This is a genomic window from Streptomyces sp. NPDC002851, assembly GCF_053591935.1.
In genome coordinates this window covers 37,297-51,412 of the sequence record NZ_JBSFUT010000016.1, presented here as the reverse complement: position 1 = coordinate 51,412, position 14,116 = coordinate 37,297, and the positions used below count along the sequence as shown (strand labels likewise).

At 65.9% G+C, this 14,116-nt stretch carries 11 protein-coding genes and 1 pseudogene; 10 read left to right on the top strand and 2 right to left on the bottom strand.

Annotated elements, in window-relative coordinates:
* Window positions 1-3 precede the first annotated feature (3 nt).
* Window positions 4-1,380, bottom strand: a complete 1,377-nt coding sequence (locus tag ACWD10_RS18530) for a hypothetical protein (protein WP_451092161.1) — start codon at window positions 1,378-1,380, stop codon at window positions 4-6.
* A 254-nt stretch (window positions 1,381-1,634) separates the two neighbouring features.
* On the opposite strand from ACWD10_RS18530, the gene ACWD10_RS18525 reads away from it, so the two are divergent.
* From ACWD10_RS18525 to ACWD10_RS18510, 4 genes are all read left to right on the top strand, one after another.
* Window positions 1,635-2,054 (top strand): DUF6415 family natural product biosynthesis protein, encoded by a 420-nt coding sequence (locus ACWD10_RS18525; RefSeq protein ID WP_451092159.1) that lies wholly within the window; start codon window positions 1,635-1,637, stop codon window positions 2,052-2,054.
* Window positions 2,051-2,386 (top strand): hypothetical protein, encoded by a 336-nt coding sequence (locus tag ACWD10_RS18520; RefSeq protein WP_451092157.1) that lies wholly within the window; start codon window positions 2,051-2,053, stop codon window positions 2,384-2,386. Before ACWD10_RS18525 ends, ACWD10_RS18520 begins: the two co-directional genes overlap by 4 nt.
* A gap of 361 nt (window positions 2,387-2,747) precedes the next feature.
* On the top strand, window positions 2,748-3,716 hold the full coding sequence (locus tag ACWD10_RS18515) for a D-alanine--D-alanine ligase family protein (protein WP_451092156.1): 969 nt from the start codon (window positions 2,748-2,750) through the stop codon (window positions 3,714-3,716).
* Between the two features lie 17 nt (window positions 3,717-3,733).
* Window positions 3,734-4,756: a glutamate ligase domain-containing protein gene (locus tag ACWD10_RS18510; RefSeq protein WP_451092154.1), complete on the top strand. Its 1,023-nt coding sequence runs from the start codon at window positions 3,734-3,736 to the stop codon at window positions 4,754-4,756.
* 647 nt (window positions 4,757-5,403) lie between these two features.
* Here ACWD10_RS18510 and ACWD10_RS18505 read toward each other — a convergent pair.
* Window positions 5,404-5,939, bottom strand: a pseudogene (locus tag ACWD10_RS18505) (hypothetical protein).
* A 199-nt stretch (window positions 5,940-6,138) separates the two neighbouring features.
* Between ACWD10_RS18505 and ACWD10_RS18500 the strand changes: the two are divergent.
* From ACWD10_RS18500 to ACWD10_RS18475, 6 genes are all read left to right on the top strand, one after another.
* Window positions 6,139-7,233: a transcriptional regulator gene (locus ACWD10_RS18500; RefSeq protein WP_451092152.1), complete on the top strand. Its 1,095-nt coding sequence runs from the start codon at window positions 6,139-6,141 to the stop codon at window positions 7,231-7,233.
* A gap of 57 nt (window positions 7,234-7,290) precedes the next feature.
* Window positions 7,291-8,355, top strand: a complete 1,065-nt coding sequence (locus ACWD10_RS18495) for an FAD-dependent oxidoreductase (RefSeq protein WP_451092150.1) — start codon at window positions 7,291-7,293, stop codon at window positions 8,353-8,355.
* A 52-nt stretch (window positions 8,356-8,407) separates the two neighbouring features.
* Window positions 8,408-8,863 (top strand): hypothetical protein, encoded by a 456-nt coding sequence (locus tag ACWD10_RS18490; protein ID WP_451092148.1) that lies wholly within the window; start codon window positions 8,408-8,410, stop codon window positions 8,861-8,863.
* Between the two features lie 49 nt (window positions 8,864-8,912).
* Window positions 8,913-11,180 (top strand): hypothetical protein, encoded by a 2,268-nt coding sequence (locus tag ACWD10_RS18485; protein ID WP_451092146.1) that lies wholly within the window; start codon window positions 8,913-8,915, stop codon window positions 11,178-11,180.
* Between the two features lie 56 nt (window positions 11,181-11,236).
* The gene (locus ACWD10_RS18480) at window positions 11,237-12,229 is read left to right on the top strand and encodes a hypothetical protein (protein ID WP_451092144.1); all 993 of its coding nucleotides are present in this window, start codon (window positions 11,237-11,239) and stop codon (window positions 12,227-12,229) included.
* 618 nt (window positions 12,230-12,847) lie between these two features.
* The gene (locus ACWD10_RS18475) at window positions 12,848-13,861 is read left to right on the top strand and encodes a hypothetical protein (protein WP_451092142.1); all 1,014 of its coding nucleotides are present in this window, start codon (window positions 12,848-12,850) and stop codon (window positions 13,859-13,861) included.
* Window positions 13,862-14,116 lie beyond the last annotated feature (255 nt).

Below are 14,116 nucleotides of genomic sequence, written 5' to 3'. Positions count from 1 at the left end.
ACCCTACCGGGGCAGAGCCGGGGTGGGAGTGGCTGTGAAGAGCTCCAGTTCGGCTCGCAGTTCCTTGGTCTTGGCCGCATTGCGCAACGGGCCCGTGGACAGTGCCTCGTGGACGCGCTGAGCGGAGACGACGATGCCGTGGTTGTGCTGGGCGGGCGGCAGGTCGAGGACCGGGCCGACCGCGTCAGCGGCTCCGTCGAGATCCGAGCGGGCGACACGGGCGAGAGCGAGGTTGGTCTGGGCCCCGGCCTGGTCCCCGAAAGCCCATTCCTCGGCCGGGGCGGTGGCGTAGGCGTGGACGGCTTCCTCGGCCGCTCGCTCGGTTTCGCGGGTGGTGTCGCCGAGCAGGACGCGGGCTTCGGCGGTGTAATACGCCTGACGTGGCAGCGGGAAGGTGAGGATGCCCCCGATGGCGTCGAGGTCGTCGCGAACGGTGGTGTCGCGGGCGTCGGCCGCCCGCAGTAGCGCGGAGTGCACGCCGTCGCCGTCGCCGAGGATGGCGTGAGCGCGGGCTTCCTGAGCAGCGAGCCAGACAGCGACGGTTCCGGACGGAGCGCTGAACAGACCGGTGCCCCGTGCGGCGTACACAGCGGCGTCCTCTGGGCGTCCGGCCCAGTAGGCGATGAGGGACTGCAACCCTCGGATCCAGGCGCGCATGCCGTTGTGCCCAGCCTGGTCGGCGCAGACATAAGCGGCGCGGGCCTGTGTCATGGCCGACTTGGGGTCGGACAGGTCGTGGGACGCCTTGGCGAGCATGCCGGAGGTCATGGACGCCCATAGGTTCAGATCGACGGCCTGGGCCGGGGTGGGACGGCCGGACTCCAGGAGACGGAAGATGAGGTCCTGGATCTCGATGAGGTCGGCGAGGATGTCGTGCAGGGGAACGCGGGGATACGCGGCGGCAATCCTGGTCACTTCGTCCCGGATGTGGTCGAGGGTCTCCGGTCCCACCAACGTGGACTCCGCCGTCACCGCGAACCGCAGTGCCCTGTTTGCCGCCATGGCTGCCTGCCTTCCCATCTCGTACGTAGTCGTGCTGTGCGGCCTGCGGTTCGCACCGAAGGCGAAGTCCCCGTCCGCCGACGCCCGTTGGTCGCGATCAGTCGCCGGTAGTGGGCGTGGCCCCGGGTCCGGGGGTGGCGCGAGGAGTTCCTCGATGGAGCGGTCGAAGAGGTGGGCCAGAATCCGACGGGCGTCCGGGACCGGCTTACTCTCGCCTAAGTGCCAGCGTTCGTAGGTGCGTTCAGAAGGGGCGAGCGTGGCGAGGTGAGGGGTGCCCTCGATCTCGGCCAGCTCGCGCGCCGCCTTCTCGAACCGGCTCCTGAACGTCGGGTACTGCCAGTTGCGTTGGGTGATGAGCAGGTGAAGCAGTGTCCGCATGGTGGCCCCCTCCCGGAGCGGTTCGCTGGTGCAGACGCTAGGTCCCCGGCCATCCCGCGAGCTGCCATTCCTGCTGTTCCGGTCCAACTTGACGGAGCGATGACGGGCCGATGTCGCCGCCCGTCACCCACCCATGCGGAACCTGACGGTCCGATGGCGGTGGAGATGCCGCCGGAGCACCGCGACGCTCTAACTCATCGTTACCGAACGTCGCAGCCCGAACACCCTCAATAGCGCGGGGAGCTCCTTCCGCCATGATCCCCACGACCACGACCACGACCACAACCACAACCGCACTCGCCACCGAGCTCCCAGAAGGGCCGGACCCGCGAGACGCGGCGCACCTTTGCGACCACGTCCTCAGCCGCAGCTATCGGCCCGACTCCCCCGACGCGGAGCGCCTAGCGGCCAAGCTCGACGCCCACGTACGAGCACTGCTGCCGCGGGTCGAGGCACTGGAGCCGATAGAGGCAGGAGCCCGGGCCCTCACCGCCCTCAGTCACGCCCACCAGCTCCTTGCCTCCGACCGCGACGGGAACGCCGCCTTCGGAACCTGGACGCACGCACGGTGCTTGGCCCGAACGGCTCGGGCATTCATCGACACGCTGGAAGCGACAGACGACCTGGAAGACACGGCTGATCCGGCCCGCGGCCGCGAAAGCAGGCGGGTATGAAAACGTCACTCACCCAGGACGTGGCATCCGCACTGAATCTTGCCCGGTACGCGCCCGCCAGCGAGCCCGCCGCCCACTTGCGTGCCCGTCTCCGTGACCGGCTTGGGCAGTTCATCGACCCGGCCACCCGGTACGCGGACGGCCTACCGGACTGCCGCGCCCGCGACGTCGCCACGGACACCGTGCGCCACGCCCGCCGCCTGCGCACCAGCACCGAACTCTTCGACCCGGCCGCGGAGCTCCGACTGCTCGCCAAGTCACTGGAGATCCTGTCCAGTTACGCCGACACACAGGCCCGCACCGAAGCCGAGCGAGACAAGGCCGAGGGATGAACGACGTAAAGAAGCCGCCCCTGCCGGTCCGTACCCCCGGCGCCACCCTCGTGGACCGCGAACCCCCCGAGGGGATCACCTGGGTCGTACCTCCCGGCAGCCTGCCTCCACGCACACCCGACGAGCGACGCACTGCCCGCGAAAACAAAGAGGAGAAACCCCCCATGTGGCACCGACTGGCCATCGCGTTCTACGTGCTGTCGTGCATTGCGGCCATCCTCGCCCTCCTGTACGTAGCCATTCCCTCCGGGACACCCCGGTAGCGCCTCCACTCGCGCCGAGCCACGCCGGGCTCTTGGCGATACCCGTACTCCGGCCCGCCGGACCCACGTCCGACACCCCTGACAGGAAGGAACGACAGATGTCGCCTGCCCTAATCGATCTCGAAGCCGCCCGCGTAGGGGTTCTGTGCGGCGGCGACTCTCCCGAGCGGCCCGGCTCGATCGCCTCCGGTGAGGCGGCGGCCAAGGCCCTCACCCAGACCGGCCTGCGCACCGAACTGATCGACCTCGCCGAGACCTCGGTCCGCGAGCTTGCTGACCGCATCGACGTCGCCCTACTCGGCCTGCACGGGCTCGGCGGCGAGGACGGCAAGATCCAGGGAACCCTGGACACCTTCGGCGTCCCCTACACCGGTTCCGGCGTGATGGCCTCTGCGATCGGCATGTTCAAGCCGACGTTCAAGCGCCTCATGTCCGCCCATCGAATCGACACCCCTGACTGGCTCGACCTCGACCCCGGGCTGTCGACCGCACACATGGTCAGCATGGTCAAGCTGACGCTGGGCCGCTGGCCGGTTTTCTTCAAGCCCTGCTCCGGCGGCGGCAGCCTGGTCTCCGGAGTAGCCCGCGACGAGGGTGAACTGGCCTCCATCATCGACGCAGCCCGGGAGCACGCGTACGCACAGTTCATGGCCGAGGAGTACGTCCAGGGCATGCCGTGCACCGTCGGCGTCCTGGAGATCGAGGGCCGACTGACCGCCCTGCCGATCCTGGGCGTGGAGACGACCCGCCCCTTCTACGACTACGAGGCCAAACACGACCCCGCCCTGCGCAGCGAGTACTGCCCGGCCCCGCTGCCCGACTGGCAGACCCGCCAGGTCCAGCAGCGGGCCCTCGACGTGCACCGCCTCGTCGGCGGTCACGGCGTCTCACGAGTCGACTTCATGGTCCACGGCGACCGCGCCGCAGTCCTGGAGATCAACACGCTCCCTGGACTGTCCACCCGTGGAAACCTCGCCACCATGGCCAAGGCCGCAGGCATCAGCTACCCACAGCTAATGCGACACGTCCTGAAGACCGCCTTCACCAAACCCTCCTACGTGCCCTGACCGAAAGACTGACCTATATGCCGAACAGCCAGACCAGCGATCCCGACACCGCCACGCCCGTGATCCACCCCGTCCCGTACTACGCCCAATGGGCATCCCCCGAACTGGTCCCCGCCATCATCCGCGGCGAGATCCCGGCCGCCGAGGACCCGCTGTGGCACACGTACGGCGCCGACAGCCCGGAGACGTACGAGTGGTGGTCCTGGCGACTGTGCGGCATCGCCTGCCTGCGCATGGCCCTTCACCACTGGCACGGCAACCGCGACGAGTACACGGCCCCCACCGCCATGACCCTGGCCGAGGAATGCCTGAAGGCCGGCGCCTACGTCAAACGCGACGACGGCGGCCTCGACGGCCTCATCTACAGCCCCTTCGCCGCGTACCTACGCGAACGCTGGGACATCCACGCAGAGGCCCGCCCCGACCTGCCCGCCACCGAGATCCCCGAACACCTCGCCACCGGCCACCTGGTGATCCTCTCCGTCCACCCCTCCATCCGCACCCTCGACCCCGAACCCCCACGCCAAGGCGGCCACCTGGTCCTCGCCGTCGGCGCCACCCAGGAGCACGTGGTCATCCACAACCCGTCGGGCTTCCCCGGCACTTCGCAGCAATTCCACGAAGTCCCCTGGCCGGACCTGGACCGCTTCTACGCCGGCCGCGGCGTCATCCTCGGCCCACCCGAGGAGACGCGCCGACGCGAAGGCGGCCGGACCATCGCAGTCCTCGGCGAAATGCTCGAACTCGGCAACGAAGCAGTCGAAACCCATCGCAATATCGGACGCTTCGCCGCCGAAACCGGCGTCGATCTACTCGTCGCCGTCGGCGGTGACCTCGCAAAACAACTCGCCCTCGCGGCAGCCGACGCAGGCGTCCCCGAAGTCGCCATCGTCGCCGACAACCAGACCGCCGCCACCTTCGTCCACTCCCACCTCCGCCCCGGCGACGTCGTCCTCACTAAGGCATCCCGAGACGGACAGTTGTGGCAGGTGGCCCAGGCCCTCACCGGCCAGCCCATCACCGGACTCGAAGGCCACTGAAAGCTTGTTCCCGCATTCCATTCCTGTGATGAGTTTAGGCGCATTATCCCGTCACCTCCATTGAGCGGTGCTCAGACCCGGGGGGATCGGATCGAACGCCACGAGGACGTTGTTACCGGCTTGCTCGATGACCGGAAGTCCCAGACGTCGGAGTCATGTTGGGCCAGTGGCAGCGGTCAGGCGGATTTGGGTCTTCGGCAATTTCCGTGAAGCTGATCATGGTGTGATACTCGTCCGGGGTGCTCGGTGGTCAAGGTGCTGATCTGCTGAGAGTCCTGTTTCCGCATCTGCCGAGGGTGGGTGGTGGAGGCTGTTGCCACGATCGGGAGATCAGTCCGAATCAAGGCGCGTTGCGCTGGGCCGGAGGCCCGGTGTCCTGGATGTGGAACGGTGTCACCGCGCGTGCACAGTCGCTACGAGCGCACCCTGGTCGACACCGCCGTCGCTGGCCGGGAACCCGGATAGAGCTGGGGGTCCGCAGGTTCTTCTGCGACAACCCGGGTAGCGGACGTTCGCTGAGCAGGTTGACGGCCTCACTACCCGCTATGGCCGACGCACCCCAGCCGCGCAGGGTCTGCTGGAACGCGTTGCGCTCGCACTCGGCGGACAGGCCGGAGCACGGCTGACGGCGCACATGGCGGTCCCGGTCAGCGGGTCCACCCTGCTGCGGGCCATCCGCCGTCTCGCGACGCGACGGCGTCTGCCAGCGTGAACCGGCCCGTCTGCCGCTCAGCCAGCCAGCCACAGGCCACCAGCCGTTTCGCCTTCGACCGAAGCGCCTCCACCTTGGCCGGCACCACGTCCAGGCCGAACAAGGCGGCCAGCTCCTGGCACGTCAAGGGTCCTTGGTGGAGCCGATGCCGGTCCGTGAGCGCATGCACGATGCGCTGCTAGTCCACCGACACACCGCAAGACAGACCCTCACGCCACACCGGCACCTGCGACCGGGGCTTCGCGGTCGCCGCTGTCAGCTCAGTGGGCGCGGCCGAAGCATGATCGTGCCCAGTACCGTCGACCGGAGCCAGGACCTCGCCGATCCGCGAGCGGGCGATGGCCCACTCCTTCCACTCCTGCTCGGCCACCGCCAACTCGGCCTGAATTTGGTCGGCTTCCTCGCGCAGCCCTCCACCCGGCGACGAGTAGCGAGCTCACGCTGTTCCAGTAACCCCACGACCGACGGCATTAACGGCCTCCCCAGGAACAGTGATCACGACAGCCCACCACTCCCACCGGATCACCGACCCTATGCCTAGCCAGCGAGAAGCACCGTCCTCAAGTCCGGAAAGACAACAGCTACTTACTCACGACGGGCGTACTTGCAGTCGGCCTGCAACGCTCCTCCGCTGGCGGGAGTCCCAGACCACGACCCTGCCGACTTCGGCATGACCGCCGACTCACCTCCGCTGGTGCGGAGTCCGGTTCGCCTCTCCTCGTCGGTGGTGGTTCCAGCACGACTCACCTCCGCCGGTGCGGAGTCCGGGGCGGGCCGCAGCCCATTCAGCCCTCGGCTCGCCATGGACACCGCCGAAGACCTTCTGGTCGCGCAGGTCGAGCAGAACCTGCCGCTGCTGCAACTGCTCGACGACGAACACGGCGGTGCCCGCCATCTCCCCTACGTCAGCGCCCAGTTCAGATCCGTCGGCCTGCTGCTCCACGAGGGCGATCTCAGCGACGCCGCGACCGTACGCCTCATCCGCGCACTGGCAGAGATCGGCCAGCTCGCTGGTTGGATGTCCTTCGACGCCACCGAACACGGCTTGGCCCAGCGGTACTTCGCGACCGCGCTCCGCGCCGCACACCAGGTCAACGACAAGGCCCTGTGCGCCCACATCCTCGCGGACATGTCATTTCAGGCCGCCTCCCGACAGCACCCCGCAGACGCCATCGCACTCGGCGAAGCCGCCCGCCGCGCCAGCGAGGGCAGCACGTCCGCTGTGCGGGCCTCGGTCCTGTCCCGACTCGCCTACGGGTACGCCGCGGCCGGCCGCGGAGCGGACTTCGAGCGCACGAGCGCCCAGGCCAGGGAACTGATCGAGCACCGCTCGAGCACCGAGCAGGATCCCCGCTGGATGTACTTCCTGACCCCCAACCACCTGGAATGCCAGGCCGGTTACGCACTCATCAGCCTCGGTCGCACAGCCCTCCACGAGAACCGCTCCGCAAGGGGCCGCCGCTTCGTGAGGCAAGGCGAGTCCATACTGGAGTCAGGAGCCCACGCCGTCGCGAAGGGCGACCCGAGCCAACGCAGGGCCCTGTACGAAGGAGCGTGGCTCGCGCTCGGGTACAGCGCGTCGGGCGACCTGGAACGCGCCTGCGAGATAGGCACCACCGCAGTCACCCGCCTCGAAACCGTACGTTCACCTCGCAGCACAGCCCTCTTGCGGCAGCTGGCGGCCGACCTGCGCAGGAAACAGCGGAACCCGTACGTACGGGACTTCCTGCCGGACTTGGAGCAGGGCTTGGCGAAGCGGCCGTAACAACAGCCGCCAGCCGGGCGCTTTCGATCGCTCTGCGGCGACGACTACTGTCGTTTCATGACTGAGGCTGAACTCGTAGTCATCGTGGGCGCAGGCGTCTCGGGGCTCACCACCGGGGTCGTCCTGCGGGAAGCGGGACTGCCGGTACGGATTGTGGCCGAGGAGATCCCCGGCCGCACGTCACTCGCCGCGGGCGCGATGTGGGGACCGTATCTCGCGGAGCCCAGGGTGAAAGTGCGGGAGTGGAGCTTGGTCTCGCTCAAAGCCTTCCGGGAACTTGCACAGCAGCAGTCCAAGGCCGCCGACGAGGGCTCAGGGGGCATGAATGGCCCCGACGTGCCCCAGAGCACCGGCGTCCGCCTGGTCACGGGGGTGGAGGCGGCCCGGCACCCTCTGGAAGCACCGCCATGGAGCAAACTGCTCCCCGGCTTCCGCACCTGCGAACCTGCCGAACTCCCACCAGAATTCGTATCCGGCCACCGCTTCACCGTGCCGCTGATCGATATGCCGGTCTACCTCGACTACCTGCGGACTCGCTTCCTCGCCCTCGGCGGCGAGATCGAGGCAGGCGCTGTCCGGAGCCTGGACGACATTGCCCACGCGACAACCATCGTCAACTGCGCCGGCCTAACTGCAGGAGACCTGGCACGGGACCCCGACGTCCGGCCGATCGGCGGACAGCACGTAATCGTGGAGAACCCCGGGATCACCGAGTTCTTCTCCGAGGACACCGGGCTGTCCCCGGACCTCGTCTGCATCTATCCGCACGGCGACACCGTCACTCTCGGTGGCACCGCGATCGGCGGCAACGGCGACCTGCCGGTCGACGAGGCCGCAGCCCAGGCCATCATCGACAGGTGCACGGCGATCGAGCCCCGTCTCGCTGACGCGAAGGTCATCGAGCACCGCGTGGGAGCCCGACCCACCCGGCACGAGGTCCGGGTCGAGGCAGCGCGCAAGGCGGACGGCACCACTGTCATCCACAACTACGGGCACGGCGGAGCCGGGGTAACCCTGTCATGGGGCTGTGCCCAGGAAGTCATGGAGCTCTTGGAGCAGAGCACACCGTGGCCAGGACGTGGCAACGCTGACATTGACCTGCTCCCGCCTTTCTCGCTGTGACTGCTGTTACGTAGTGTGGTCCAAGATCGGTCGGCGTCGGGGAGGGGACGGCATGGTCTGGGACGAGTGGGAGCAGAGCAAAGCGGAAGCTGTCGCGCAAAGGTCCGCGCAGATGCAGCTCAATGGCGCCTTTCCGGATGGCGAAGGCCGTGGCGGGCCCGCTGGTGGAACGGGCCTTCCGGACTTCGCATCGAGCCCGGCGGAGAAGCGGAAGGCTGCCGACGCGATCGACAAGCACCTGAAAGGTCCCACGGCGGATGCTGGCAGAACCGCAGAGGAAACGACGACTGCCGCAGTCAAGGAGTTCGACGCCAAGGACGGCCATGGCTGGGATACGTCTACCGCGCTGAAGAAGGCCCACAAGAAGTGGGAGAGCCAGGTGAAAGCGCTGATCGGTCGGCTGCAGTCCGACGAGGCGGAGCTACGCCGGACCGCCGTGTCGTTCGGTGACAACGACGCGGCGGTGGCCTCGCAGTTCCGACGTCGTTCCGGCATCGACAAGTACTGATCAGCACGAGGGACACCGCGGGGGAACCATGCCGACGTACCACGAAGTCATGACGACGGACCTGTCCAAGCTCACCACGGCGGCCGAGCAATGGGACGCCATGGCGGCCAAGTTCAAGAAGCTCGAGGACACGTACGACAAGAGTGTCCATGGCATCACCCTGTGCCCGACCTGGCAGGGCCTGAGCGCGGAGGCGGCTAACGCCCGCTTCCGTATCACGCTGAGCGAGTACAAGGCGGCCCAGAAGGAGGCAAAGGCCATTGCTGACCTCCTGCGGGACGCCCACGCTCAGTTCGTCGATCTCCGTAACAAGGTCAAGGCAGTGCGTGATGACGCCGTCAAAGCGGGCATGCGCGTGTCCGACCAAGGCATGGTGCAGCTCGACTACTCCCGCCTATCCCCGCAAGAAGTCAGGGCAGCCCAGCACGACCCGGACCTGCGAGGCGCCGAATCCAGCTGGGCGGAACGTATTCAGCAAGCGGTCAAGGCCGTCACCGACGCTGACGACGGTGTAAAGATCGCCCTTGAAGCCGTTGTTCTCGACAGCGACGTACGGGACGGAACGATCAACGGCTTCAACACTCAAGCACAGGGCGATGTCGAGAAGTACGAAGCCGCGCACGCCAAAGAGATCGCCATGCGCATCAACGGAGGCGAAGAGGTCTCTGCCGCCGAACGCGCAGAGCTCCAGCGAGCCTTCCGCGACAACGAGCACAGGAAGGGCTTCACCCAGACGTTCCTTACCGGCATGGGTACCGACGGCACCGTCAAACTCGCCAACCAGCTGAACAACCTGTCACGCGACGGCGGGAAGGCAGAGCGGAAACAGTATGCGGAGCTGCGCGAGGGCCTGGCCACAACAGTCGCCCGTGCGACCGAAGTCAAGGGCAACGTCACCAAAATGCCGCCTGGTTCCCCGGCGTTCAAAAAGTGGCTCGCCAGCGACGAGGGCAAGTTCTATCGCGAGTGGACGAACGACCTCGACAAGACCGGAGTCAAGAACTTCGGCAGCAAGACCGACCCCTTGTATGGCTACCAGTCCCTCGTCAGCTTGATGAAGGACAGCAATGCCCGGTTCGACGGCCAATTCCTGTACGAGCTCGGAGACGACCTCATTCAGGCCGAGAAGGATCACCAGGGCATGTTCACGCAGGTGGGAGGGGGCCACGAGGGGATCAAGAGTGATGCCATCGACGGCCTCATGGAGGTCATGAGTGAGCATCCCGATGCCGCCACTGCCTTCTTCGACCCCAAGGGGAACGGCGAGGGTGAGAACCATGTCGGGAACAATCACCTGAAGTACCTCGCGGGCGACAGCGAGGGAGCGCCAGACGGGGCGGTACGAGACTGGCCGAAGATCCTCTACGCAACCGGGACCCAAGAAGACGACCCGACGAGCAGGCAGGGGCTCGCAGCAGCCCTGGAGGCGGCCGCGACCGGGCATCGTCCGATCGGCGAGAACGAGCATCCCCGGCTTGCCTACACGCACAGCCCGGAACAGGCCCGCGTCATGAACGAGATCATCAACGTTCTGGACGGCGGGACCGACACCGAGATCCACGAGAACCTCAGAATGCCCATCGCGCAGGCGCTCGGCGAATACGCGCCTGACTCCCACGAAATCCTCGGTGGGCTCAACGGCGACTATCCGCTGCATGCCAAGGATGGGTTCTTCCCGGACGAGAAGCATCCGGGCCAGGCGCATATGGCGTCTCATGCAGACAGCCTGATTCATGTCATGCGAGGGCTTTCCGATGATCCGGAGGCATACGGGACGCTACACAAGGCTGAATCCCGTTTCATCAACGACGAACTCAACCACCTCCCGAAGGATGCCACGTCAACCTCCGAGCGCAACACGCTGAACAAGGCGGGTGCAGCCATGGGCGTCTTCACCTCAATCCGCGAGGACGTACTCGATGACGATCGGATGGACGCATATTCCGACGCGGACTGGAAGTCCAAGGTCGCCTACCACATCATCGGCGGCGCTGTTACCCCGATGGCCATCCCAACGGCGGGCGGGTCGATCGTGGTTGGAGACGCCCTGCAACGAGGCGTGGACACATGGGCATGGGCTTGGGGCGGCGAGTTGAAGGAAGACGCTGATGCTGAGGCCAACGAGGCCGTCAATGACCGGTTTCTGAAGGCACGGGAGCAAATGCAGCTGATGGTGCACGGTTGGGGCGAGGAGCGTTACGACCTGAAGACCAAGCAAGGTAGAGAGATGGCGGAGGACCTCACTGAGGCAATCCTCTCCGGGCACAGCCGTGGCGCTGGGGACGCAGCGGGGATGCTCAAGGACACTCCCAGCTAGCTCAGATTGTGGATAGAACGGGAAGGATCTTCGTGTCCCTGTTTTCTACTCGCGGCATGCGAGTGGCAGTGCTGACGGTCGGCATTGCCGTTCTGACGGCTGGGGGCATCGGCACCTGGGTGTGGGTGAATTCGGATGACGACACCGTCACCTGTGCCGATATCAGCGCAGACAAGGGTATCGAGAAGGCTCTCGGAGGGGGCCAGCTAGACGGGCTTGACTGCTCAGCACTGGCTGAGAGGCTCAAGGACGCCGCGGCAGGCGACAAGCCTGGACAGCACTCCATGGAGCAGGCCCAGTCGATGCGCGAGATCATCTCATCGATCAGCAGACAGCTCCGCGAGCGTAATAGTCTCACCATTGAGAGCTCATTGAGGACTCCACTGGCGCAGCTCCTTGCCGATTACACCTTCGACACGCATGAAATCCTCAGGGGACTCGACGCAGATTACGTACTGCACCTTTCTGATGAAAAGCCCTGGAAGGACCTCTCGGGGCAGGTTCGTATGACGGTAGCTGATGACGAACTGGTTCCCCTCATGAGGGCCGTGTCAGAAGAACCTTCGGCGTATGCCGAAATGAGAAGCGCGGAAGGGCGTCACGCCGCGCAGAAGCTTTCCGACATACACAAGGACGGGAAGACGCCCTCGCTGAGGAATTCATCTCTGGGGAACTCGTTGGCCCTCGGCTCATACGACGGCATCGCCAGCCATGTGACATCCAGTCTCGAGCAAGCGGACGCCGAGAACTGGAGGAAGCGCGTACGGAACGCCATGGCATCTTCCTCTGAAACCGAAGTGCCGGAATATAAAGCCAACCCTGTGGGACACATCGTCAGCAACTGGAAGAAGGAATTGGGAGACACCAACCAGGAACTCTCGAACCTCTTCCGCAATCAGAGCCTTACCATGCTCCGCTCGTGGGCAGAAGCCCAAGGACCAGGGTTCAAGCTTCCTGCCGGACTGGAGAGCGACTCCCTTAACGACGTTTCCCGCACGAACGGAGAAACCACTGCCCTCCTTAAGAAGTTCGAGGAGGATGAGGGATAGACCAAGGCGCACGCCCTGCTACGTCGCCGGCCGAGTTGACGTTAGCGCCTCCGGGAACAGATGACGGGAACCGCGACTGCGATGCCCAACAGCGCCGCCGCGCCGACGCCCAGAGCGATCCACGGCGCCGTGGCGCCCTCCCCGGAGTTCGGTGCGGCCTCCTGTGCCGGCGGCTGATCATTCTGTCTGCTGCTGCCGGGAGTTGCATCATCGGTAGACGGGGACTTGGGAGTGTTGGCCGCGAGGTCGGGCAGAGGGGACTTGTCGGCAGGGCCAGGGGCGGGGGTCTTCAATGCGATGCGGGGGCGGATGGCTCCGTATCCGAGGTAGTCGGTGCGGTCTTTGCCGCTCTTGTACCACGGTGTGGGCTCAACGCGGCGACCTACGAGTACTCCAAGGACGTAGCTGCCGCAGCCGAGGACGCGGCCAGGTCCAAGGACAGCACCGCATCTTCCGAAAAAACCGGCATCGGCGGTACGAACACGCTTCTTCGCGGCTGGGGCAGCGAGCACGGCATCGGTGGTACCGAGGCGCACGGGCATGCCATGGGCGAGGCGAGGCAGAGCTTCATCACCGGGCGCGAGGACGCCTTCACGGCACTGCGTACGAGGAAATGAAATGACGAACAGCAGCGGCCGACCACATCTCGGACGGAAGATCATTGCCCCAGCCCTAGCAGTCGTCGTCCTGGCCGTGGGTGCGCATCTGTGGTTGAACACCAACCTCTTCGGCCGGGAAAGCGTGTGCGGAGGGCTGGTATCCGCCGAATCGGCGGGCTCCGTCTTCACCAAGTCCGGACGTATTGCCGACGGAGTGGCTCTGGATGTCGAGTCAGGTGACCGGCTTGACTTCACCTGCACCGTGGATAGTTCATCCTTCCTTCTGGGGTCAGAGACCGAATCCCTGAAGATCTCGGGGAGCCGCGAGCGCGGCGACTTCCCCTTCGCGGACAATGGTCGCTGGCTGAGCCCGGCCAGGATGTCCTATTTCGCCGACGGTGCCACGGGTGCGGTGGGCTCAGACCACAGCTGGGTTTTGCTCCCCGACGCCTGCACCACAGACGACGGTCCCGCCATCGTCGAGGCATACGCTCCGGAGGGATCGGACCCGATGAAGGTCTCCCGGATGCTGACCGAAGTCGCCAATAACGCCGCCAAGAGCGCCAATTGTGCGGGGAAACAAGCCCTCAGCGCCCCCGACGCCCTCATTGCTGCCCCCAATGCGCGCCCATCAGAAAGCAGTGCGGTATGTGGCATTGACGGCTTGCAGTTCCCCGGGAAGAAGGGCCAGGCGAACATCCTTGAGAGGCTCCAGGATCGCACCAAGCCTGTCTGGTCGTGCGAGGTTGAGGGGCACGCCACATTTGTCGTGACCCAGGAGCCGCACATCATCGCGGGCATTCGGTCCTCGCGCGGGTATGAGGAGCAGGCACAGGTGGCGGGTCATCGGGTCTCGGGGTTCGACTCCTGGCATGTGGTCGCTGACTGCTCGGGTAGGCCCACGTACTTCTCCATGGACATCGGGCAGAGCTACCACGACGCCATGGGGCAGCCAGGCGTTCCCCGCACGCTAGATCTGTTCGAGAATTTCGTCGACACGGCGGGCAAACGGTTCGGCTGCACCAAACGTTGACCTGCAACGACATGTCCGAGACGCAACCACGTGCCCGGAAGAAGCCAACTCCATCACCGTGGGAGGCTCTGTCCGCTGAGAGTAGGCACGGCGGGAGAAAGTGCAGGTCAAGGCAACGGGGATACGACTGGCGTGGGGTGGCAGGCGGCTGCTTCTTTAGCGCCAAGGCGAGCAGGCCGCCCAGGATCAACTCCAGACTTCTTCCGCAATCAGAGCATCGCCATGCTCCATTCCTGGACGGCGGCCCAAGAGAAG

Coding starts and splice junctions, on each gene's coding strand:
- ACWD10_RS18480 (WP_451092144.1), top strand. CDS start 11,237: ATGCGAGTGGCAGTGCTGACGGTCGGCATTGCCGTTCTGACGGCTGGG.
- ACWD10_RS18475 (WP_451092142.1), top strand. CDS start 12,848: ATGACGAACAGCAGCGGCCGACCACATCTCGGACGGAAGATCATTGCC.
- ACWD10_RS18510 (WP_451092154.1), top strand. CDS start 3,734: ATGCCGAACAGCCAGACCAGCGATCCCGACACCGCCACGCCCGTGATC.
- ACWD10_RS18525 (WP_451092159.1), top strand. CDS start 1,635: ATGATCCCCACGACCACGACCACGACCACAACCACAACCGCACTCGCC.
- ACWD10_RS18530 (WP_451092161.1), bottom strand. CDS start 1,380: ATGCGGACACTGCTTCACCTGCTCATCACCCAACGCAACTGGCAGTAC.
- ACWD10_RS18515 (WP_451092156.1), top strand. CDS start 2,748: ATGTCGCCTGCCCTAATCGATCTCGAAGCCGCCCGCGTAGGGGTTCTG.
- ACWD10_RS18495 (WP_451092150.1), top strand. CDS start 7,291: ATGACTGAGGCTGAACTCGTAGTCATCGTGGGCGCAGGCGTCTCGGGG.
- ACWD10_RS18490 (WP_451092148.1), top strand. CDS start 8,408: ATGGTCTGGGACGAGTGGGAGCAGAGCAAAGCGGAAGCTGTCGCGCAA.
- ACWD10_RS18500 (WP_451092152.1), top strand. CDS start 6,139: ATGACCGCCGACTCACCTCCGCTGGTGCGGAGTCCGGTTCGCCTCTCC.
- ACWD10_RS18485 (WP_451092146.1), top strand. CDS start 8,913: ATGACGACGGACCTGTCCAAGCTCACCACGGCGGCCGAGCAATGGGAC.
- ACWD10_RS18520 (WP_451092157.1), top strand. CDS start 2,051: ATGAAAACGTCACTCACCCAGGACGTGGCATCCGCACTGAATCTTGCC.